At 61.4% G+C, this 22,539-nt stretch carries 21 protein-coding genes; 5 read left to right on the top strand and 16 right to left on the bottom strand.

Annotated elements, in window-relative coordinates:
- Window positions 1-270 precede the first annotated feature (270 nt).
- Window positions 271-882 carry a LysE family translocator gene (locus V9T28_RS07750; protein ID WP_116398437.1) on the bottom strand — a complete coding sequence of 204 codons (612 nt, stop codon included), beginning with the start codon at window positions 880-882 and terminating at the stop codon, window positions 271-273.
- A gap of 273 nt (window positions 883-1,155) precedes the next feature.
- On the opposite strand from V9T28_RS07750, the gene V9T28_RS07745 reads away from it, so the two are divergent.
- The 3 genes from V9T28_RS07745 to V9T28_RS07735 are packed head-to-tail and all read left to right on the top strand — an operon-like array spanning window position 1,156 to window position 4,020.
- Window positions 1,156-2,349, top strand: a complete 1,194-nt coding sequence (locus V9T28_RS07745; RefSeq protein WP_158554657.1) for an MFS transporter — start codon at window positions 1,156-1,158, stop codon at window positions 2,347-2,349.
- Window position 2,350: 1 nt separating this feature from the next.
- On the top strand, window positions 2,351-3,610 hold the full coding sequence (locus V9T28_RS07740) for an aconitase X (protein WP_116398435.1): 1,260 nt from the start codon (window positions 2,351-2,353) through the stop codon (window positions 3,608-3,610).
- Window positions 3,607-4,020 carry an aconitase X swivel domain-containing protein gene (locus V9T28_RS07735; RefSeq protein ID WP_116398434.1) on the top strand — a complete coding sequence of 138 codons (414 nt, stop codon included), beginning with the start codon at window positions 3,607-3,609 and terminating at the stop codon, window positions 4,018-4,020. Before V9T28_RS07740 ends, V9T28_RS07735 begins: the two co-directional genes overlap by 4 nt.
- A 215-nt stretch (window positions 4,021-4,235) precedes the next feature.
- Here V9T28_RS07735 and gor read toward each other — a convergent pair whose 3' ends face one another.
- From gor to V9T28_RS07685, 10 genes are all read right to left on the bottom strand, one after another.
- On the bottom strand, window positions 4,236-5,627 hold the full coding sequence (gene gor / locus V9T28_RS07730; RefSeq protein WP_116398433.1) for a glutathione-disulfide reductase: 1,392 nt from the start codon (window positions 5,625-5,627) through the stop codon (window positions 4,236-4,238).
- A 57-nt stretch (window positions 5,628-5,684) separates the two neighbouring features.
- The gene (gene asnB, locus V9T28_RS07725; protein ID WP_199499910.1) at window positions 5,685-7,562 is read right to left on the bottom strand and encodes an asparagine synthase (glutamine-hydrolyzing); all 1,878 of its coding nucleotides are present in this window, start codon (window positions 7,560-7,562) and stop codon (window positions 5,685-5,687) included.
- A gap of 311 nt (window positions 7,563-7,873) precedes the next feature.
- Window positions 7,874-8,797 (bottom strand): lysophospholipid acyltransferase family protein, encoded by a 924-nt coding sequence (locus V9T28_RS07720; RefSeq protein ID WP_116398431.1) that lies wholly within the window; start codon window positions 8,795-8,797, stop codon window positions 7,874-7,876.
- 83 nt (window positions 8,798-8,880) lie between these two features.
- Window positions 8,881-10,212, bottom strand: coding sequence for an O-antigen ligase family protein (locus tag V9T28_RS07715; protein ID WP_116398430.1), 1,332 nt, complete (start codon window positions 10,210-10,212; stop codon window positions 8,881-8,883).
- Between the two features lie 19 nt (window positions 10,213-10,231).
- Window positions 10,232-10,789 carry a DUF2059 domain-containing protein gene (locus V9T28_RS07710; protein ID WP_116398429.1) on the bottom strand — a complete coding sequence of 186 codons (558 nt, stop codon included), beginning with the start codon at window positions 10,787-10,789 and terminating at the stop codon, window positions 10,232-10,234.
- A 105-nt stretch (window positions 10,790-10,894) separates the two neighbouring features.
- On the bottom strand, window positions 10,895-11,596 hold the full coding sequence (gene rpiA, locus V9T28_RS07705) for a ribose-5-phosphate isomerase RpiA (RefSeq protein ID WP_116398428.1): 702 nt from the start codon (window positions 11,594-11,596) through the stop codon (window positions 10,895-10,897).
- On the bottom strand, window positions 11,593-13,041 hold the full coding sequence (locus V9T28_RS07700; RefSeq protein ID WP_116398427.1) for an NAD-dependent succinate-semialdehyde dehydrogenase: 1,449 nt from the start codon (window positions 13,039-13,041) through the stop codon (window positions 11,593-11,595). Before V9T28_RS07700 ends, rpiA begins: the two co-directional genes overlap by 4 nt.
- A 123-nt stretch (window positions 13,042-13,164) precedes the next feature.
- On the bottom strand, window positions 13,165-13,551 hold the full coding sequence (locus V9T28_RS07695) for an MAPEG family protein (RefSeq protein WP_158554656.1): 387 nt from the start codon (window positions 13,549-13,551) through the stop codon (window positions 13,165-13,167).
- 101 nt (window positions 13,552-13,652) lie between these two features.
- Window positions 13,653-14,048 carry a hypothetical protein gene (locus tag V9T28_RS07690; RefSeq protein ID WP_116398425.1) on the bottom strand — a complete coding sequence of 132 codons (396 nt, stop codon included), beginning with the start codon at window positions 14,046-14,048 and terminating at the stop codon, window positions 13,653-13,655.
- A 73-nt stretch (window positions 14,049-14,121) separates the two neighbouring features.
- On the bottom strand, window positions 14,122-14,550 hold the full coding sequence (locus V9T28_RS07685; protein WP_147306358.1) for a hypothetical protein: 429 nt from the start codon (window positions 14,548-14,550) through the stop codon (window positions 14,122-14,124).
- Between the two features lie 125 nt (window positions 14,551-14,675).
- Here V9T28_RS07685 and V9T28_RS07680 point away from each other — a divergent pair, with 125 nt between their 5' ends.
- Both V9T28_RS07680 and V9T28_RS07675 read left to right on the top strand, forming a co-directional pair.
- Window positions 14,676-15,044 carry a hypothetical protein gene (locus tag V9T28_RS07680; protein WP_116398423.1) on the top strand — a complete coding sequence of 123 codons (369 nt, stop codon included), beginning with the start codon at window positions 14,676-14,678 and terminating at the stop codon, window positions 15,042-15,044.
- Between the two features lie 66 nt (window positions 15,045-15,110).
- Window positions 15,111-15,794, top strand: coding sequence for an HAD-IA family hydrolase (locus V9T28_RS07675; RefSeq protein ID WP_116398422.1), 684 nt, complete (start codon window positions 15,111-15,113; stop codon window positions 15,792-15,794).
- Here the strand turns inward: V9T28_RS07675 and V9T28_RS07670 are convergent.
- From V9T28_RS07670 to V9T28_RS07650, 5 genes are all read right to left on the bottom strand, one after another.
- Window positions 15,784-18,627, bottom strand: a complete 2,844-nt coding sequence (locus tag V9T28_RS07670) for a valine--tRNA ligase (RefSeq protein ID WP_116398421.1) — start codon at window positions 18,625-18,627, stop codon at window positions 15,784-15,786. The genes V9T28_RS07675 and V9T28_RS07670 overlap by 11 nt on opposite strands.
- Before the next feature lie 195 nt (window positions 18,628-18,822).
- Window positions 18,823-19,365, bottom strand: a complete 543-nt coding sequence (locus V9T28_RS07665) for a PopZ family protein (RefSeq protein WP_245423810.1) — start codon at window positions 19,363-19,365, stop codon at window positions 18,823-18,825.
- Window positions 19,366-19,537: 172 nt separating this feature from the next.
- Window positions 19,538-20,854: a TolC family outer membrane protein gene (locus V9T28_RS07660; protein WP_245423808.1), complete on the bottom strand. Its 1,317-nt coding sequence runs from the start codon at window positions 20,852-20,854 to the stop codon at window positions 19,538-19,540.
- 453 nt (window positions 20,855-21,307) lie between these two features.
- Window positions 21,308-21,526 carry a hypothetical protein gene (locus tag V9T28_RS07655; RefSeq protein WP_339071842.1) on the bottom strand — a complete coding sequence of 73 codons (219 nt, stop codon included), beginning with the start codon at window positions 21,524-21,526 and terminating at the stop codon, window positions 21,308-21,310.
- A 333-nt stretch (window positions 21,527-21,859) separates the two neighbouring features.
- The gene (locus tag V9T28_RS07650; RefSeq protein ID WP_116398419.1) at window positions 21,860-22,516 is read right to left on the bottom strand and encodes a protein-L-isoaspartate O-methyltransferase family protein; all 657 of its coding nucleotides are present in this window, start codon (window positions 22,514-22,516) and stop codon (window positions 21,860-21,862) included.
- Window positions 22,517-22,539 lie beyond the last annotated feature (23 nt).

Raw genomic sequence — 22,539 nt, 5'->3', positions numbered from 1 at the left:
TACAAGAGACAGGAAACGCTACAGAAGCGTTTGCGACCCGACACCACCCGTCAGACACGTTGTCTATACGCCGCCGATATAACGGGAATACAACATCGCAGGAACGCTCACCAAAAAGATACCTGTCCATTTGGCTGACATCTAACAGATACGGAAATTACGGCTTTGCGATGGCGGCCTTTATGACCTTATGACGGTCGGATTATTTTCGCGAGTCAGTGAAAAAAGAATATTTTTTTGCACGTGCATGCGCGCAAATAACGCTGCGGCTCAACGCTCGGCGAACGCCAATTTTGCACTGAGAAGAATGAACGCACCTGCGAAGCTGCGACGCAACCACGTTAACACTTTTGGCCTTGCGATGACATGATCGCGCATGATTGCAGCGCACAATCCGTAGATCGCAAAAACGACGAATGTCATCAGCATGAACACGGCACTTTGCGTGAGCATTGTGATGAGCGCGTGAGCATTTGCCACGTCAACAAATTGCGGCAGGAAAGCGAGAAAGAAGATCGACAATTTTGGATTGAGAATGTTGATGAGAATGGCTTTGACGATGATCTGCATATGCGAGCGAATGATATTTTGCGGTGCCACATCGATCGCACCAATCTCACGCAACGCATGCCACGCCATGTAGAGAAGATAACCGACGCCCAAGTATTTCACGCCCTGAAACGCCACGGCACTCGTGTGCAAAATCGCTGCGGCACCAGCGATCGCGGCGATCATATGCGGCACGATGCCGAGCGTGCAGCCAAACGCCGCGACGACGGCGGCGCGCGGCCCGCGCGTCAACCCGGTCGCCAAAGTGTAAATCGCACCCGTGCCGGGAGACGCGACGACGAGGAACGAAGTGACGAGAAAGGCAAGGCTCATGCGCATCTCCGACCGGCATATTGCTTTGCGAAAGAAATTAATGTCGCGACGCAATATCGTCTTGGACGAAGTTGCGGTGCGCGTCTGCAGCCGCATGCTTTCGCGGCGCACGCGGACGAGCGGGACCGGATGGTGAGGGCCCCCTGACAGCCCTCGGACAGAGGAGATTCCATCGGCAAAAAATCCCCGAAACGGCCAATAGCATCGATCAAAGGCATGAGACAAAGGCCGCGATTGCGTATAGATGTGGGCATCCCCAACAGGATTTTCCCCTTGCGCGCTTATTCCGCCCTCGTGGCGCTTTACATTTCGGTCTTCGTGCTCATCACGGGCAATGGCCTGATGAGCACTTTGGTCCCGACCCGGGCCAAACTCGAAGCCTTCCCCGATTTTGCCATCGGCCTCGGCGGCGCCGCCTATTTCGGCGGCATGCTCCTTGGCACCCTCGCCGATCCGTGGATCATCCGGCGCTCTGGCTTCATCCGGGCCTTTGGCGGCTTTATCGCGGCGGCGCTCGCAGCGACGGCAGCCTTCCCCGTCCTGGTCAACCCCTGGATTTGGGCGTGCTTACGCGGCGTCCACGGCTTCGCCTTCGCGGGCGTCTATGCGGTGATCGACGCTTGGGTGAATGCCAAGGCGACGAACCAGAATCGCGGCCGACTTTATGGCATGTACCAGGCGATAACTTTCATCAGTAGCGCTCTCGGCCAGCAATTGCTGCTGGTGCAGAGCCCGCATAGTTTCAGGCTGTTCTCGCTGATCAACATCCTGTTCGCGCTCGCCATCATCCCGATGATGGCGACGCAAGCCGATCCGCCCCAGGCCCCCGCCTCGGTCAAGATCCAGCTCGGCTGGCTCTTCAGCATATCGCCGATCGGCGCCATAACGGCCTTCGGTGTCGGCGCGGCCAACGGCTCGTTCTGGACGCTCGCACCCGTCTATGTGCTCGGAGTCGGTTTCAATGCCCATGTGGTGGCCGATTTCGTTACGGCGGTGGTCATCGGCTCCACCTTGATGGTCTGGCCGGTCGGGCGCCTGTCGGACAAGTACGACCGGCGCAAAATGATCGTCGGCCTCGCCCTCATCGGCATGATGATCGAATTCGGCCTGTGCGTTGCCGGCAGGCCGACCCATCTCGTGATGGATCTGCTCGGCCTCGGACTCGGCAGCGCGACGATGGTGCTCTACACGCTGGCGATCTCCCAGACCAACGATCGAGCAGGTCCCGAAAACGCGCTGATCGTCTCGGCCGGCCTGCTGTTTCTCTATTGCGTCGGCGCGACGCTCGCGCCCGTGCTTGCCTCGTTCCTCATGCAGCAGTTCGGACCGGAAATGCTCTTCGCGCAGAATGGCGTCACGCATTTCATCATGGCGGCCTTCGCGATGTGGCGGATGATGATCCGCCCGCCGGCGGTGAATGCGCCGCGGCCCGAGATCACGCCGAAATCCGCAGCTTTGGCGCGTTAACATGGCTGTCGAACTGACCAGCGAAGAGCGCGCTACAACCGAGGGAGCTTTCGGCGAGGGCCGCGCCATGGCGATGCGCATCGTCGCCGAGGCCGCCCGCCTGATGGGCGCGCCGCGGCTGTTGCCGATCGCGTCCGCCCATATCGACGGTGCGCTGTATCACGGCGATTCCGGCACCCATTTTGCCGAACGGCTGGTCGCGGGCGGCGCCAAGGTCGCGGTGCGGGCAACCCTCAATGTCGGTTCGCTCGACCTGACCGGCTGCTCGCGCGACCGCCTGCCGCCGCACGAGCGCGCCATGGCACGGCGCATGATGGAGGCCTACCGGCAGCTTGGCTGCGAGCAGACCTGGACCTGCGCGCCCTATCAGGCCGGCCACCGCCCTGCCCTTGGCACCGATGTCGCCTGGGGCGAATCAAACGCGGTCGTATTCTGCAATTCGGTGCTCGGCGCCCGCACCAACCGCTACGGCGACTTTCTCGATATCGCCTGCGCCATCGCCGGGCGCGCGCCGGATTATGGTCTGCACCGGCCAGAGAACCGCCGGGCGCGGATCGTGTTCGATGTCTCGACCCTCGATCCGCGTTTTCTGCAGTCGGAGGTGGCCTGGCCGATCCTGGGCAGCCTGTTCGGTCGCGAAGTCGGCGATGATATCGGCGTTGTCGCCGGCATCGCCGCGCACCCGGGCGAGGATGCGCTCAAGGCCTTTGGCGCGGCCGCCGCTTCGACGGGTGCGGTCGGCCTGTTCCATATCGCCGGCGTGACGCCGGAAGCGCCGGATCTCGCCGCCGCGCTGCGGGGAAGCACGCCGGACCGAACCATCGGGGTCACGCGCGAGATGGTCCTGGCGGCACGCAAACGCCTCTCCACGGCGGCGGGCGCGAACGCCATAGACGCGGTCGCCATCGGCAGCCCGCATCTGTCGCTCACCGAATTCGACCGCCTGGAACAGGCGCTCGCCGGACGCCGCTTGGCGGTGCCGCTCTATGCCTGCACCGGCCGCCATGCCTTGCGCCTGCTGGACGAGCAAGGCCGGCGCACGGCGCTGGAAGACGCCGGCGTCATCGTCGTCGCCGACACATGTGTCGTGGTGACGCCGATCTTGCCGGCGAAACCGGGGGCGGTGCTGATGACCAATTCGGGCAAATTCGCCCATTACACGCCCGGCAACACCGGTTATGGCGTGCTCTATGGCTCGTTGCAGGAATGCGTGGAGAGCGCCGTCGCAGGCCGGCCTATACTCGCGGAGGACGCGCCATGACGCCCTTGCAAGCCGACGTGCTTCTGCCCGGCGCGGATGTCGTCGCCGAACCGCTCATCCTACGCGGGCCGATCAGCTTCTGGGGCGGCGTCGATCCGAAGACGGGAACGATCATCGACGTGCGCCATCCCGATCGCGATCAGGTAATTCACAACCGCATCCTCTGTCTGCCGGGCACGATCGGCTCGTCCTCGGCGGCGGCGGTCATGCTCGAACTCATTCATGCAGAGCGCGCGCCGGCAGCGCTCATTCTCAATGCACCCGATGCGATTTTGCTACTCGGCATCGTCGTCGCGCGCGAGATGGGCTATCGCACGCCCGGCGCATATCGCTTGAGCCGCAGCCACTTTTCGCATCTTGCGCGCGAACGCCTCGCGATTTCGGGCGACGGTCGGATTGCAGCGGGCTGAGTGTTCGAGGCTCGTGCCCCGTCACCCATGTCTCTGGTTCGTATAGATCTGGGATCCAGCGCTGATCGAGGCCACACGCACGAAAATGACTGCGGCACAATGATAATGATTATTCGTCGATCGTGCGGCTCCGGATCCCGGGCCAAGCCCCCGATGACAGAGAGCCCTTTTTCCCCTGCGCCGCAGGCACATCTCTTCTGCGGCCCGCTTTATTCCTACTCCGCGGCCCGCAGCCGCTCGTGCCGTTCGGTCCGCGTGCGCATGGTCACGAGTTCTTCCGACGCGGTCGGATGCAGCGCCATGGTTGCGTCGAAATCGGCCTTGGTCGCGCCCATCTTCACAGCGATACCGAGAACCTGCGCCATCTCGCCGGCGTCGTGGCCGAGAATATGCACGCCGAGCACTTTGTCGGTTTCGCCGTCCACCACGATTTTCATGATGGTCTTTTCCTGTGCGCCAGAGAGAGTCGCGCGCATCGGCCGGAAGCTCGTCTTGTAGATATCGACGACATCATGCGTTCTGCGCGCCTGTTCCTCGGTCAGCCCGACCGTGCCGAGCTCCGGCGTCGTAAAGACGGCCGATGGCACATTGTGGTGATCGACCGCAATCTTCTTGCCGCCGAAAACCGTATCCGCATAGGCATGGCCTTCGCGAATGGCGACGGGTGTGAGATTGATCCGATTGGTGACATCGCCGACCGCATGGATCGAGGGAATATTCGACTGCGACACAGCGTCAACCTTCACCGCGCCAGAAGCGTCAAGTTCGACCCCTGCCCGCTCCAAGCCGAGGTTTGCGGTATGCGGCTTGCGGCCCGTCGCGATGAGCACCTGATCGGCAATGACATGCCGCCCATCCGAAAGCGTCACCTCCAAATGTCCGCCCGCATGGCGCGCGATGCGCGTCGGCAGCGTGCCCGGCGAAACCGCAACGCCCGCATGGGTCAGCGCCTCGCTCACGCCTTTGCGCATGTCCTGATCGAACCCGCGCAGCACATTGTCGGACCGGAAGCACAAGGACACCGCACTGCCGAGCCGGGCGAAGATTGAGGCAAATTCCACCGCGATGTAACCGCCTCCGACAATCAGCAGACGATGCGGAAAATGCTTGAGATCGAAGATCTGGTTCGACGAGATTGCGTGCTCGATGCCGGGCACATGCGGCTCCATCACCGGCGATGCGCCGGTCGCGATCAAAATGTGTTTCGCGCGCAGCTTGCGGCCGTCGTGCAGACGCACCGTGTGGCAATCTTCGACCACCGCGCGCTTTTCGATCAGCTCGACGCCGGCCTTTTCAAGATTGGCGCGGTAGATGCCGGAGAGACGGGTGATTTCCTTCTCCTTGGCCTCGACCAACGAGCGCCAGTGAAAGACGGGCTTTTCCGGAATCTCCCAGCCATAGCCCGCGGCCTCGGCGAATTCATCGGCAAAGCGGCTGGCATAAACATAGAGTTTCTTCGGCACGCAGCCACGAATAACGCATGTGCCGCCGACGCGAAATTCTTCGGCGATCTTGACCTTGGCGCCATATCCAGCCGCGATCCGCGCCGCCCGAACTCCGCCCGAACCCGCGCCGATGACGAAAAGGTCGGTGTCGAAAGGCGTCATGGGCTAATCCTCTTCAGACTTCACTATACCAAACCAGATCCTGGCCGAAAACAGGCCCTAGCCACTCCGCGCGGCGGCGCTCAAAACATCGCCAATCGAGCCTGACGAATCCACTCCGAGAATATGGTGGCTATGCCACAGCGCGTAGAAAAGCAAACTCCAGGCCGCTTGGGAATTTCTTGTAGCATTCATAAGGTTAGAGCGAACAAGATCGCCGATTTCCATCTCAGCGATGCCTGGCTGCGCCAGTACGAGTTCCACCAGTTTTGCCTTGTGCAGTTCGATCCATTCGCCCACCGGGGGGTTGAAGCCTTTTTTGCGACTGAAGGCTTCCGCCTGCGGCATCGCCGTAGAGAGCCATTCCCGCAGCAACCATTTGCCAAACTTGCGCCTGACTTTGAGCCTGTCGGGAAGCGCAAAGGCGAAAGGAGAGACGATCGGATCAAGAAATGGCGTCCGCCCTTCGATGCCAAAGGCCATCAGGCAGCGGTCCAATTTGACCAGCAAATCGTTTGGCAGCCATTCCGCGCAATCGATCGCTTGCAGGCGCTGCGTGGCGGTCAGGCCGGCCAGATTGTCGGCTGTCTCGGTCTTCGCCAGTCCGTCGCGCCACCCCTTGAAAGTGTCCTCCGGCGCATCACGAAAAACGCCGCTCGATCGCGATTTGCGCGCGAATAGCCCCCATAAAAGCGCGGCGCGCCGATAGCGGCTATAACCGCCAAAAACTTCGTCCGAACCCTCGCCGCTCAGAACGACTTTGAGACCAAGGGACCGGGCGAAACGGGCCAGTTTAAAGGTCGGCAGGGCAGCGGCATCGGTCGTCGGATCGTCCAAGGCTGCCGCGACGGCAGGGGACAAATGCCAGAAATCCTCTTGCGTGACCTCAACGCGGTGATGGTCGGCGCGGGCAGCTTTTGCGACTTTTTCCGCTGCGGCTCCTTCGTCCGTGGCCTGGGTATCGGGAAAAACGGCAGTCAAGGCCGTGATGGGATTGGCCGTTAGCCTCGTCATCAAGGTCAGAAGCACCGAGGAATCGATGCCGCCGGAGAGAAAAAGTCCATAAGGAACGTCGGAGCGTATATGGGCGTGCACGCTGTCGGTGAGAACGTCGTTGAGCGCCTGCAGATGATTTGATTGCGGTTTTGCTTTCCCAGCCTCCGATGCGGAAGGCAGCACCTGCCTCGTCCGTTTCACAATTTGGGCGTTCTGGACAAGGAGCGTTTCTCCCGGCAATAAGCGGTGAATGCCGGGAAAGATCGTTTCCGATCCGGTCGTGAATTTGAGTTGAAGAAGCTCGGACCTCTTCTGTGGATTCAGACCGCGCTCAGCAAGACCCGCCGCGATCAAAGCCTGTGCTTCGGAAGCAAAGGCGAAATAGCCCGGCGTGATCGTGTAATAGAGTTGTTTGATGCCGAAGGGGTCGCGGCTTAAGATCAATTGCGATTTCGACTTGTCGAAAATGGCCGTCGCATACATACCCCGCAGGTCGCGGGCGAATTCAGGCCCTTCATGACGGTACAATTGCAGGGCCGATTCGGCATCGGATTTGGATTTATACGGGGCCTCCGGCAGCCTCTCGCGTATCGCGGGATCGTTATAGATCTCGCAGTTCGCCACCAGGACAGTTCCATCTGCGGCTTCGAAAGGCTGATTGCCGGTCGCAAGATCGATGATCGCCAACCGCGTGTTGAGGAGCGCAACCCTGCCGTCATCATAGCGGCCTGTATGGTCCGGCCCCCGATGGAACAGCGCTTTCTCCAAGCGGTCGAGTATATGAGGGGCGACTTTCTGTCCCTCACAAACCATGATTCCTGCAATGCCGCACAAATGAGCTACTCCGTCACTAGAGCATTTTCCAGAAAAGTTGCACGACTTTTCGGTTAAGAACCGACGGTCCGCGCAGCGAAAATGCGACAAAACAAAGATGTAGAGCAATTTTGCGATTCTGAAAGAACGCAAAACGCTCTCGGAATGAGGCGCCACGTCATCTCACCTATTCCGAAACCATTTTTCTTGGCCGGCCTCGACCAGAATCCCATGTATCAAAATGCCGAGGCCAAGCCATAGTCCTTCGCCGCAGGCAATCGGATGATGGGCTCTTTAGCAAACTTATACTTTGAAGACCAACGAATGCGGGGCAGTTTTGCGAGCGAGCCAATGGCTTTTGTGAAGGCCTTGGCTTTCAAAAGGCAAATTCCGCTCATCCGCCAGGCCTGCTCGCCGGCGGCCGGGACCGCGCCGCCCCCTCACCCCCAACGGCGATGGGACCACATCCATTGTTCGGGATATTTGCGGACCATGCGTTCGAAGGCCGCCTGGATCGCAGCGGACGTCGTGACGATGTCGGCATCCTTGTCCGCGGTCCGGGCAACGGGCACAAGCTCCAGCTCGAATTTGAACCGGCTCTTGCCGCTGCGCACCGCCGCACCAATGAGAATCGGCACATCCAATGTCCGCGCGACAACAGCGGGAAAAGAGGTCGTCGGCGCCTGATGACCGAAGAAGGGCACGGAGATTTCCCGGTGTCCGCGCAGATCGGCGAGGACTGCAGCCGTGCCGCCATTCTTCGTATGCCGCAGCAACTGGCGCGCGCCGACGCCGCCCTTGGCAAACAGCCCGCCCGGATAGAGCGGGGTGCGCATTTTCGTCACATAGGCATCGACGTAGGGATTTTTGATCCGCTGATAGATGCCGCCCGGCGTGAGGCCCAGCCGGTTCGCGGCGAGCACGATCACTTCCCAATTGCCCAGATGCGGCGCGCAGACGACGCCGCTCGAACCGGGCAGAGCGTAGTTCTCCTGCCAATTGGGGTCGGCGAAGGTGATGCGGTCGCTGGTCACGAAATCGTCAAGGTGAAAAAATTCGACGAAGACGCGGCCGAGATTGTCCCACATGGCGCGGGCAATCCGCTCGCGCTCTGCCGCAGGCATATCGGGAAAGGCCATGGCCAAATGGGCCAGCGCCCGCTTATGCCGTTTCAGGCGCGGCGCGACCAATCGCCATCCGGCGGCCGAAATATCCGCACCCAGCTCCAAGGGAAGCGCACGTGCAACCCATGCCAACAGACGAAAGGTGCCATATTCGATGCGGTATTTGAGTTCGGTCAAGAGCGAGCTGGAAATCGCGCGGGTTCCTCTAACAGCTTTTTCAGGCTGCGTCTGATGCGGCATGCGACGCCAAAGGTCAAGAGCCGGCAGGCGGGCAGATTTTTCGCCTCGCAGGCACCGGCCCCCAAAACGGCTGGCCTAAGCCACTAGTGCATCTCATCTTTCGCGTCTTGAGGCTGCACGATCTCAAACCAGATCACGGCGGAAAACACGATCGCGATCCACCAGGCTTGCCAGATGCCAAAGCCGACTAGGCATATTTCTAAAGCCGTTGCGAGTATGGCCGCGGCAACTGGAAGCGCGGGTTGCCGTAGCTTGGCGATACGCCGCAGCACGAGGCCGAACAGGGCGGCGACCACCAGGGCGCCGAGCACACCAGATTCGACCCAGATCTGCAGAAAGCCATTATGCGGATGCGGCACATCGCGGCCCCCATTCTCGCCGGTGCGGACCCATTCCAACACGTCCGCGACATGCGGGCGGAAATCGTAAGTCGGCTTGCCGCCGAAACTTACATAGACAGTCTGGCTGTCGGCTCCGGCGCTGTAGATCGAACGGCTGACGCCAAAACCATGGCCTAGGAGCGGATGAAAGGCCACGTCGGCGCCGAACACTTCCCAAATCAAGAAGCGCTCCGAGGCGTGCATATTGGCGTGGTCGAACCAGCGCTGCACCTGCGTCGAGACGATGTCATTCCCCAGTTTGCCGGCAAAAGGCGCGACAACCAGAAGAAACAAGCCGACGACCGCAATGGCCGCCAAAGTCACGCGCGGCCAAAACCAACTCAACACGAAGGCGGCCAAACCGGCGCCAAAGCCGAATTTCGCCGTGCCGCCACCCGCGTAGACGACCGAAACAAAGCAAAAGAGACCAAAGACGCCTATCGCTATCCAATCGCGGCGCGTCGCCCCCGGCCGGTTGGTGAGCCAGAATGCCGCCGGCCAGAACAGCATCGAAATGACGTCGGAACTCGGCTTTAAGTCGGAAATCCGGTCGCGCGCGTGGACGGCATGATGCAGTGCCATATTGGTCGCCGCTTCGATGTCGATGAAAACCGCAGCCAGGCAAAGCCCGATGACGAGCCAAAGCGCGTCGCGCGGCTCGGCAAAACGGCGTGCCGCGATGAGAACGACGAGTCCGGCGATCAGAACCGGCACCGTCTCGCTCAGCGTGCGCCAGGTTTGGGCGCGGTCGATCGACCAGACGAAGCTCAGGACGCCAAGCGCAACGAAGCCGAGCACGCCGCACGCGATCGAACGCGAGAAAATCGCCGCCAGGCTGGCCTTGACCTCCTGCCAGCTAGATTCCGCCGCGAGCGCACCCGCTCCTGCAAGCGCTGCCGCGACGAGCACCGCCGGCGCCGATTTATTGGCGAGCGCCATGGCGAACGGCAGCAACAAGCCGAACAAGACGATCAAGCTCGTCTTGCAATACAAGCCGACCTTACCCGGCATCGGCATGTCCCTGGTGTCGGCCATGGGTTGCGGCACACCCTGATTAGAAATCAATATTCTTCTTCTTCAGCTCGTCGCGCACGAGTTGCAGCATGTCCGCGGATAGCTTGTTGGTCCAATCGTCGATCGCGAGGGCAACGCCGTCGACCATCGCCGGCTGGGCCTCCACATATTTCTTGCCTGACGGCGAGTTGAAGAAGGCGATCGTATCCTTCAGTTCTTGTTCGCTCATATTCTGCGCCTGGATTGTCCCCAGCGTCGTGAGAATCTGTTCCCGGCGTAGCTCCATCGCCGGCATCGTCGCTTTGACGGCCGCATCGATGTCATTGGCAATTTCGGGCCGCCGGGCGCTGAAGGTACGGATGAATTGCGCGCCGAGGAGCGGAATCATGTTGTCGAACGATCGACTGAGGCCCGACGCGACAACCAATTGCCTGCCAAGCTCGATCTGCGCTGCCGACGGCTGCGGCTGAGCGGGAGCTGCCGCCGATTGCGGAGCCGGTGCAGCTTGTTGCGCCATCGCGGCGCCCGTCAAACCAAGGGCAATGACACCGATCGACAGAGCAACCGCCGGGCGGCAAATGAATTTGAAACTGGTCACCGAATCCCCACTCCTCAAAAATGGCCTTTACGCCCCGCCGTCCTGCTCTTCGCTCCGGCATGCCGTTTCGTCTGGGCCGCCGGAGGAACATTCTCATCGGCGCTCTTACGCCGGATTGCCGATGATGCGCAAGCCCGTGTCGTCGGCGACGATCACCGCTTTGGCAAGGCCGAGGAAAAGCCCGTGCTCCACCACCCCCGGCACCCGGAAGAGCGCCATGGACAGCGCCTCGGGATCGGCAATCTGGCCGAGCGGGCAATCGAGGATGTAATGGCCACCGTCAGTCACGTACACACCGCCCGTGGGCGTGCGGCGCAGAACGACGGGGCAATCGTGGCCGGCGGCATTGAGCACTTTGAGAATCTGACGGCGGGTCGATTCGAGACCAAACGGGTTGACCTCGACCGGCAGGGGAAAGCGGCCGAGCACCGGCACTTCCTTCGACACATCGGTGATCACCACCATGCGGGCGGACGCCACTGCCACGATTTTCTCGCGCACGAGCGCGCCGCCGCCGCCCTTGATCAGACGCAAGGACGGATCGAATTCGTCCGCACCGTCGATGGTGAGATCAAGTTCCGGCGTTTCGTCCAATGTGGTGAGCGGAATGCCTAGGGATTCCGCCTGTTTGCGCGTGCCCTCGGAGGTCGGCACGCACACCACTTTGAGCCCATCCGCCACCATCGCACCGAGCGCATCAACGAGATGCTTGGCGGTCGAACCGGTGCCGAGCCCGAGGCGCATGCCGGGCTCAATCAATTTGGCGGCCTCGAGGGCCGCCTGCCGTTTCAGATCGTCAGAGCTCAACGATCGAGCCCCGCAACCAGCAAATACTTCATTTCGACGAATTCCTCAGTGCCGTGGCGCGACCCTTCGCGGCCGATACCAGATTCCTTGACGCCGCCGAACGGAGCAAGCTCGGTGGAAATGGCGCCCGAATTGATGCCGACCATACCATATTCAAGCTCTTCCGCGACCCGGAAAACGCGGCCCAAATCACGCGCATAGAAATAGGCGGCGAGACCGTATTCCGTGTCGTTGGCGAACTGAATGACTTCCGCTTCGTCCTTGAAGCGGAACACCGGCGCGAGCGGGCCGAATGTCTCTTCCTTCGCCACTTTCATCTTCGGCGTCACGTCCGAAATCACGGTCGGCTGATAGAAGGTGCCGCCCAAAGCGTGGCGCTTGCCGCCAACCAAAATCTTGCCGCCGTTGGCGACCGCATCGGCCACATGTTCCTCGACCTTGTCGATCGCGGCCTGATTGATCAACGGTCCCTGTGTGACGCCGTCCTCGACGCCGTCGCCGACCTTCATCTTGGCGACTTCCGCGGCGAGCTTGGCAGTGAAGGCCTCGTAAACGCCGTCCTGCACATAGATGCGGTTGGCGCAGACGCAGGTCTGGCCCATGTTGCGGAATTTCGAGATCATGGCGCCCTGCACGGCGGCATCGAGATCCGCATCGTCAAAGACGATGAACGGCGCGTTGCCGCCCAATTCGAGGCCGACCTTCTTCACGGTCGAGGCAGCCTGGCGCATCAGCAATTTGCCGATCTCGGTCGAGCCGGTGAAGCTGATGGCGCGCACCAGCGGATGCTCGCACATGACCTTGCCGATCTCGGACGCCTTGCCGGTCAGGATATTGAAGACGCCGGCCGGCACGCCGGCCCGGACCGCGAGCTCCGCCACGGCCAGCGCCGTCAACGGCGTTTCCATCGCTGGCTTGACCACCGCCGTGCAGCCGACGGCGAGCGCCGGGGCGACCTTGCGGGTGATCATCGCGAGCGGGAAATTCCACGGCGTGATCGCCGCAATGACGCCAATCGGTTGTTTCTGCACGATGATCCGCGCATCGGCGCGATGTGAGGGGATCGTCTCGCCATAGATGCGCTTCGCCTCTTCGGCATAATATTCGACGAAGGCAGCGCCATATTCGACCTCGCCGCGCGCCTCGGCGAGCGGCTTGCCCTGCTCGGAGGTCATGATCAGGGCGATGTCTTCCTTATTGGCGATGATCAGATCGAACCATTTACGCAGGATCGCGGCGCGTTCCTTGCCGGTCTTCTTCGACCAGAGCTTGAACGCCGCGCCGGCATACTCGATCGCCTGGGTCGTCTCCGCGGCACCGAAGGCGGGCACGCGGGTGATTTCCTCGCCTGTCGCCGGATTGGTGACCGGGACCGTGCCGAGGCCTAGCCAGCGCCCGTCGATCAGGGATTGGCTCTTCAGAAGGGTGGGATCATTGAGCTGCATGGCTGCGCCTTTTGCGTTTGGATGAGTGGCGCTTGGTCTAGCATGAAGGGCAAAGTGCCGAGTAGCCTCTGTCTTTGCCCCCAGCGTTGCATTTTATGCACCCTACATGTTGCGTATTTCGCGCTAGATAAGCCGCACGAAGATCAGCACCAAGCCGACGATGGAAACGCACCAAGCCATGGTCCGCAGCCAAGGCACGCCAATCAAATAAAACACCCCGTGGACCACGCGTGCCCAAAAGAAAAGGCTGGCCCCAAGAGCAGTCACGCCATCCGCCCGGTTGGTGACCGCGGCGGCCAGGACCAGAATGGCAAACAGGGGGAGGTTCTGCAGCATGTTCAGGTGCAGCCGTTCGGCGCGGCCGGCAAAGCCGGTCAGCGGCGGCATGTCGTCCCGGTTGCCCGCGAGGGCGGGCAAGCCGACCTGCATCATGGCGGCGAACACGGCAACGAGAACCATCGCCACTGTCAGAGCGGCGGACCATACCAAATACATCAGATCAGGCGTCATCTCTCCCTCCATCCGTCATCGAAGGCGATGCAGAGTAAGATAATAAGACCAAGATGTAGAGCTATGTTGCGCTGCTGAGAGAATGCAAAATGCTTTAAGCGCTATTTCGCAGCCGGCGTGCAGACCACTTTATTGTAATCGTCCTGGGTCAGCACATAGCAGATGCTCATCGTTCCCTTGCGCAGATCAAGCCGCCACACGCCGCCCTCGCCCTCGTGGTGGGAGGCGATCAGCGCATATTCGCTCGGGTCCTGCGGCCCCGCGCCCTCGCCGGCCGGGAAGCACAGCGTGATGCCGACCGCGCCCGGCGCAATATCGGTCTTGCCCGGCGAGAGCGCATATTGGCAGGCGCCGACTTCGCCGGTGATCTTGTCGAGGCGGAAGATACGATTCAGGTCCTTCTGCGGCGCGGCGAGAAAATCATATTGATCGGCAAAAGCGGCGGCGGGGGCAAGGCTGAGGATGGCGGCCAGAACGAGGCGGGCGGAACGGCGCATCGAGGAACTCCAAAAGGCGAATCAAGGATTGGCCGCATCATACACCGAGCCACCGGAGAAACGCCCAAGCGCATTAAAGACAGGAAGAACCAAAACTGCCATCAACCGCCGTCAAAACTCCCACAGCATTCGCGGACCAATCCACGCTCCAGCCCCCTGTGCAAACGACGTTCTGCGCTACGATCGTCGCACTGCGCCTATCGACAGTCCAAGTACCGCTCGGTTTAAAGCCCTCGTTCCACAACTCGCGAATGAGCTCAGATTCCTGCGAACCCAAGGGAAACCGAGTTTGCAAGCGAGATCGAAACCGCTGACGCATTTGTTCTTCCGTTCCTCCGGTCGAATCGGCAAGCAGCGGTTTGCCTTCGATGCTCCATACCTGCCCCGGCTTATCGGAAAAAAATCCCCCAATTCGATACCCACACCACCAGACCAGCACCAGAACCGCCAGCACGCCAAGAAGCTTAGCGATAACTGCAAAAAAACGGACGGAACGGCGCACCAGCGAACTCCGGAGCGAATTAAGAATCATCGGCATCATACACCGGCGTGAAGCTGGCCACGCATCCCTCTCGTCTTGCATGAAACTATGGCCGCACAGTTTCTCAGATGCTGTGGAGATCCCCGATGGGCAATTATTCTCGGCCGCTTGAATTTGCACCCCACGACCTGACGCAGCCCATTTTGCCGGGCTGGCAGTTCAACCTGTTTCGCATAGACCTCGGCGTTTCACGCGACCCGGATACGGAAGATGCGATTTTAGAGGCCGTCGGCAGTTATGGCCGGCAGATCGGCCATATTGCCGATGCGCTGGAGGCCCTTGTGATCGGCCTCGGCCTCCATGAATCAAGGCGCCTTGCCGAAGACAGCCGTCTGACCGGTGAGCAGAAGCAGGCCATCACCACCTTCCTGCAGGATCTCACCGCCATACGGGTGGTGAAAGAGGCGCATGGACAGGCGGCGCCCGCGACCGCTGGCAGTTCGCCGGCGGGTTAATCCTTCCAATGCGGCATGTTCTTTCGTAAAACGACGCCCAATTCCCCATTGCGCGACAGAGGCGACATGACCGGCACACCTCCTCTCCTCGTTTTCGATCTCGACGGTACTTTGGCCGAAACGGCGGGCGATCTCTTTGCGGCCCTCAACGTCGTCCTGGCACAAGAAGGCTGCCCGCAATTGCCCGTCGAAGAGGCCCGCTCGCTGCTCGGCGCCGGCGGACGCGTTCTCATTCAACGCGGGTTGGCGGAAGTCGGCCGCAGCGTGACGCCGGAGAGGCTCGAGGAGCTTTTCTCCCTCTTCCTCGCGCACTACAACGCCCATATCGCCGACCACAGCTTCCTGTTTCCAGGGCTAGTGCCGTCGCTCGACAAGTTCGAACAAGCCGGCTGGGGTTTTTCCATCTGCACCAATAAGATGGAGCAGTCCGCTCACAAATTGATGAAAGCACTCGGTGCCGCCCATCGCTTCCGCTTCATCTGCGGCCAGGACACGTTCGGTGTCGGCAAGCCAAATCCCCTGCCGCTGATCAAAACCATCGAGGCCTCGGGCGGCACGCTGCGCCGAAGCATCATGATCGGCGATTCCCGCACCGACATCGACACGGCGAAAGCCGCCGGCATTCCGGTCGTGGCGGTGGATTTCGGCTATACGGACCTGCCGGTGGCAACGTTCAACCCGGACAAGGTGATCTCGCATTTCGACGACCTCTGGGATGCGGTCGCCGAAATCGAGTTGGTTACGCCCTGAGGCGCTCTCGCGCCGCAGTAAGCTTCGCGACCCGCGCGCTGGCGTCGTCACGCCGCTCGCGCTGCTCTTCCACCACCTCTTCCGGCGCCTTGGCGACGAAAGCCTCGTTGTTGAGCTTGCCGTCGATCTGACGGATCTCGCCGTTGAGCTTGGCGATTTCCTTGTCGAGCCGCGCCCCCTCAGCGGCAAAATCAATCACGCCTTCAAGCGGCAGCGCCACATTGGCGCCGCGTACGACCATCTGAATCGAATGACCCGGCGCCGCATCGGCAAAGGAAATGTCGGACAGGCGGGCGAGGAACAGTAAAATGTCCTGCCAGGTGCGTGCACGGGCCTGCAAAGCAGCGTCCGCGCCGACCAGCACGAGCGGGATCTTCGCGCCGGCCGGAACGTTCATTTCGCTGCGCACCGAACGGATCTCGGAGATGAGATCGACGAGCCAGCCGATTTCCGCCTCCGCTGCGGCGTTCGCCAGCCCAGCGAGATCCGGCCAGGGCGCGAGCGTCAGAAGCTGATCGCCGCTGAGCTCAGCGACACCGGCGCGCTCGGCAAAGGCCGCCCACAATTCCTCGGTGAGGAACGGCATGAACGGATGCAGCAATTTCACCGCCTGATCGAGCACAAAGGCGATGGTCGCCCGCGCCTCGTCTTTTGCAGGCCCGTCCGGCCCTTGCAGCACCGGTTTCGCGAATTCCACGTGCCAATCGCATAGGATGTTCCAGATGAAGCGGTAGGCGGCATTGGCGGCATCGTTGAACCGGAACGCCTCCAGCGACGCGGTGACTTCGGCCACCGCCTTGGCGGTCTCGCCAAGGATCCACTTGTTAAGGGTCTCGTTGACGTTGGACGGATCGAACCCCTCCACGCGCACGCAATCGTAATGTTCGGCAAACCGCGCCGCATTCCAGAGCTTGGTGGCAAAGCTGCGATACCCGTCGATACGGGGCACGGAGAGCTTGACATCGCGCCCCTGCGCCGCCATGGCGGCGAGGTAGAAGCGCAAGGCGTCAGCGCCCATCTGCGGAATGCCGTTGGGATATTGCTTGCGGGTCTCGGAGGCGACCTTCGGCCCGTCGGCCTGATTGGGCAGGCCTTCGACGCGCTTTTGAACGAGTTCATCCAGCTCGATGCCATCCATGATGTCGAGCGGATCGATGCCGTTGCCTTTCGACTTCGACATCTTGGCGCCCTTCTCATCGCGGACGAGCGCATGCAGGTAGATGTCCTTGAACGGGATTTCGCCCATGAAATGCAGGCTCATCATCATCATCCGCGCGACCCAGAAGAAGATGATGTCGAAGCCGGTGACCAGCGTATTGGTCGGATAATAGCGCTTCAATTCGGGCGTGCGGTCGGGCCAGCCGAGCGTCGAGAACGGCCAGAGCGCCGATGAAAACCAGGTGTCGAGCACGTCCTCATCGCGGGTAAGTTCAACGTCACGGCCGTGCTTGGCCCGCGCCTCGGCGGCGGCCTCCTCCGCGGTCTCGGCGACGAAAATATTACCGTCCGCGTCGTACCAGGCCGGGATCTGATGGCCCCACCAGAGCTGGCGCGAAATGCACCAGGGCTCGATATTGTTGACCCATTCGAAGAAGGTCTTCTCCCAGTTCTTCGGGATGAAGATGCTCTCGCCGTCCTGGACCGTTTTGATCGCCGGCTGCACCAGCGTATAGGCATCGACATACCATTGCGGCGTGAGCCAAGGCTCGATCACCACACCGGAGCGGTCGCCGTGCGGCACCTGATGGGTATGCGGCTCGATCTTATCGAGAAGCTCGGCCGCCTCCATCATGGCGACGATACGCTTGCGCGCCTGTTCGCGCGGCAGGCCGTCGAGGGCGAGCACGTCGTCCAGTTCGTGTGACGCCGGAAGGCCGTCCAGGAACGCCTGATTGCCTTTCAGCTCAAGCTTAGCTTCCGAATCCAACACATTGATAATCGGCAATTTATGCCGCTTACCGACCTCGAAGTCGTTGAAGTCGTGGGCGGGCGTGATCTTCACCGCGCCGGTGCCTTTTTCCGGATCGGAATATTCGTCCGCGACGACCGGAATGAGGCGACCGACCAACGGCAGGCGCACATTGTGGCCTTGCAGGTGGCGATAGCGCGCGTCATCCGGATGCACCGCGACGGCGGTATCGCCGAGCATGGTTTCGGGCCGCGTGGTCGCGACGACGACGAACTCGCCGGTCTCGCGGCCATCCGCATCGACGACCGGATATTTAAAATGCCAGAGGTTGCCTTTGACCTCGACCTGCTGAACTTCGATGTCCGAGATCGCGGACTGGAATTTCGGGTCCCAATTGACGAGCCGCTTGTCCTTGTAGATCAGCCCCTGCTTGTAGAGCTGCACGAAGACTTTGAGCACCGCCTTGGAGAGGCCCTCATCCATGGTGAAGCGCTCGCGCGACCAATCGCAGGAGGCGCCCAGGCGCTTCAACTGATTGATGATCTCGCCGCCGGATTCGTTCTTCCAGGCCCACACTTTTTCGACGAATTTTTCGCGGCCGAGTTCGCGCCGCCCCGGCTGCTGCCGCGCGGCGAGCTGGCGCTCGACCACCATCTGCGTCGCGATGCCGGCGTGGTCGGTGCCGGGCTGCCAGAGCACGTCCTTGCCGCGCATCCGCTCGAACCGGCACAGGATGTCCTGCAGCGTGTTGTTCAGGGCATGGCCCATGTGCAGATTGCCGGTGACGTTCGGCGGCGGAATGACGATGCAATAGGGGTCGGCCCCCGCCCGCTCCGGCCGTCCTGATTTGAAGGCGCCAGCGGCTTCCCATGCGGCCGCGATACGGCTTTCCACGGCAGCGGGGTCGAAAGTCTTTTCCATCATCTCTTGTGCAAATCCGTCGGAGCTCGCGTGCCAAGGCGCGAAGCGCGCATTGTTATGGGTGATTGCGGCTTAAAAATCAGCCCGTTCGCCGGAAGTCAATATGACCGGACCCCAATATGGACTGAGCCTGTGCCTTGCGGGCTGCACATCGCGATCGGCCCCAGACCTGGTGCAGCCAGGCCGCGGCCCTTGGCTCTACCGCCCGCCGCGGACAACGCGCTCGATCTCGGCCTTGACCAGCCGCTCGACCAGCGCCGGCAGATTTTCATCGAGCCAAGCCTTCAGCATCGGACGCAGCAATTCGCGCGACATGTCTTCGAGCGTGCCATCGTTCTGCATTTTCAAGGTTCGATCCAGCGTATCGAACGCATGCGCGACGCTCTCGCTAGCGGCCGGCGACAGGAGCACGTCGGATAGCTCGGCTTCTTTCGTCACCTCGTCGGCGAGAGACGTTTCGGCTGCAGGAGGCGCTGCCACCGCGACCACAGCCGTTGCGGCTTGCGGCGCATCCCATGGCTCGGCCTCGACAACCTCGGGCGCCGAGAGCGCCGTTGGCTCGGCCGGCGCGACGGGATGTACCGCGGGTTCGGCGCGGACCGGAAAGGCCCGCGGCAGGCTCTGGTCGTCGGCAATGATGCGCCGGATCGAGGCCAGGATCTCTTCCATCGAAGGCTCGTTGGCGCGCTGCTCGTTCTGCTTGCTGAGGCCGAAGCGCGACTCTTGACGGGGCGATGGCACGGATGCGTTCATGAGCCTTGGCGCAAATGCGCCCCTTTCCTCTCATTCGCGAAATCACACGAAACAATGGCCGACTCGGCGGCCTAGCGCGACGGTCTTCAGAAATAGCGCCGCTCCCATATCCGGAGCAAGACGGCAAGCAGAAGGAATTGTGGACGGCTGCACAGACCGACTATTGCCCCTCCGGCGTCCGCAGCCCCCACCATTTATCCTTGACCTGGTTATAATGAACCTGCGGATCGTATTTCGCCACATTGAGCGCCAGTGTGGCCGCCGACAACCGGCCGACCGCGGACAACAAGGCGTAGGACGACACGACCTGATCGCGCTGCGCGGTGATGAGCGAAACACGGGCGTTGATCAAGGTTTGCTGCGCGTTGAGCACATCGAGCGTCGTGCGCTGCCCGACCTTCGCCTCCTCGCGCACGCCGTTCAGCGCGACTTCCGACGCGGTCACCTGGGATTGCGCCGCCTCGATCTGCAATTTCGAATTGGCATAAAGGCCCCAGGCCGACACAACCGCCGCGCGAACGGTGTCGCGCTGCAAATCGGTCTGCAGACGCTGCTGCTCCAGCGTCTCCTTGGCCTGCCGTACCGACGCATAGGTCAGGCCGCCGTCATAGATCGGCACCGAGATCTGAGCGATGATCGACGCGGTTACAGTACGAAAGCCCTTGTCCGACGGCGAGGGATCCAGGTCGCGCTGCACCGAGCCGACCAAGTTAACGGTCGGATACAGCGATCCCTCGACCACTTTGACATTGAGTTGCGCGGAATCGATCCCGTGCATCGCCGCCTGGATGCTCGGGTGTTCGGCTTGGGAAGTGGCAATCGCTTGGTCCAGGGTCTTAGGCAGCATCTTCGCAGCAAGAGGCTTTCCTGGCTCCAGCTTTTTCGGGTCTATCCCGACGATTTGGTGATAATTCGCGATGCTCGTCTTTAAATTCGATTGCGCGGTCAGTGCGGCCGAATGGCCCTGGGCCAAAGCCGCTTCGGCCTGGGCAACATCGGTGCGCGTGACTTCGCCGACCTGGAAACGGTCCTTGGTCTGCTTGAGCTGCTCGTTCAGAACCTGCACATTGCTCTGCTGCAGATCGTAAATCGCCGTATCGCGCAGCACGTTCATGTAATAGGTGACGGCGTTGAGCAGCACATTCTGCTCGGTGTTACGCATTTGCTCGCGCGCGCCCAGAACCTCGGATTCGGCCTGCGAAACGCTATTGTCGGTGCGGTTGCCGTTCCAGACATTTTGCGTCACCGACAGACCGTAAGACGTCGGCGTCGTCAGATTGTCGAGCCGGCCGCCACTGGTGAACAATGTCGGCGGCGTCTCCTGCGTGTACTGGGTGCGCCCGGTCTTGGCGGCCGCCGTAATCGTGGGCCGATAGCCCGAAGTGGCCTTCGGAATGGTTTCGTCGGTGGCACGAACATTGGCGCGCTGCGAATTCAGGTCGGGGTTCCCCACATAAGCGAGCCCCATCGCGCTCATCAAGGTTTCCGCCCGAGCCCCACCCTGAACCGTCAAGCTAAGCGCAACCAGGGCGACGCCACCCAAAAATCCTTTTCGGCAAGAAACAAAATAATTGGCCCGGGCCGCACCCCGAGCGCGAGATTCATACATCGCGCAACCCCTACGCCTCTTACGGCCCCGATCGTTCATGCTCGGATCCGATCAATCCGTGCGACGAACACTCTCATCGCACGTCTTGCCGCTGGCGGCAACGTAACCGTCCCGCACGGAGCCACCAAACATCTCACGATTCAGCATTTGTCTACACATGATATTGGCGGCATGGCCCCCGCGAAAGTTAACGCTCGTTAAGAAAAGACTGCAGGAAAAGGCTACTCATCCACGGCACGGCTTCCCTTTCGCCCTCGGTTCAAGCGGGACCCACTACGCTATGGCGGGTTGATCGACCGCCCGAAGCCAGGTTCCGTCACTTTACCGGCGTGCGATTTCGACCGTCACCGCGCCATTGGGAAGGCGCGTCGATGTCAGCGCCAGATCGCCGTTCATGGTGGGCGGACGCTGATCGCCAAGATCGAACTTTCGTCCGGTAGCCACTAAACCCGCGTAAAACGTACGAATTGCCTCTCTGCCGATCGCGAATTGCCCGCCGCCGATGGCAAGGACGGCATCGGATTCGTAAAGGGCGACCATTCCCTCAACGTCCCCTGCTCTTTCGCGAGAAACCAATAGCCGCGCAAGATCCTGGGGATCCCGTACCGGCGGATGGGTCGATTTCCGATTCATGAGCGTTTTCTTCCGGCCGGAAAATTCGAACCGAGGCACCGCTGGCTCTCAGTGACGGTCGCGCATTATGTCGGGCGGTGATGCAAAAAAGCGACAGCTTTCGGAAATCAGGTTCGCGCGCCGACGGGCGGCGCGCCCATCGCGCGGACACTCGCCTCCTGCGTCCGCCGGCAAATGCCACATGACAAATGTTGTGGATATTGCGCCGGCCCGGCCGGCGCCAAGATCAGAACGTGAATTTCAGAACGTGAATTGCGGCGCGCGGCGGAACGCGGCCAAATTGGGTGCCGACGCGTCGAACAATTCGCGATGGCTGAGGGTCGCGCCGCTGCGCAAGAATGCGCAAGCCTTGGCGGCACGGCCGACTTGCGCCGGCTGGCGCAGCACACACAGCAATTGGCCGCCGTCTTTCAATTGGTCCAGCAGCGCGGTCGGGACTTCCTCGACCGCGCCGTTGATGAAAATCAGATCGTAAGGCGCGTGCGCCGAAGCCCCGGCCTCCAGATAGCCGGTCGTGACAGTCGCCGAATCGCCCAGCAATTGACGTGCGCTGCCCGCGAGTTCCGGCGTCTCCTCCAGCGCGACAACCTTTGCCCCCAGCGCTGCGAAAATGGCGGCGGAATAGCCGGAGCCGCCCGCAACATCGAGAACCTGCGCGCCGGGCTGTACATCCGCCGCCTGGATCATGCGCGCGAGAATCATCGGCGCCAGCAGCTTGCGGCCCGTACCGAGATCGGCTTCGCGATCGGCATAGGCGACGGAGCGCAGGCTTTCAGGCAGGAAATCTTCGCGCGGCACCGTCAAAAACGCTTCGAGCACCGCCAAATCCAGGACATCGAAGGTGCGAAGCTGGCCGTCCACCATCATCTTACGTTGTGCGGCGAAAGTGTCTTGCATGTGCGTTCTGTCCGGCTGAGGAA

The organism is Methylovirgula sp. 4M-Z18 (genome assembly GCF_037890675.1).
In the GTDB taxonomy this organism is placed as follows: Bacteria; Pseudomonadota; Alphaproteobacteria; order Rhizobiales; family Beijerinckiaceae; genus 4M-Z18.
Note: the sequence above shows the minus strand (reverse complement) of the source record. Positions and strands in the feature narration are given on the sequence as shown.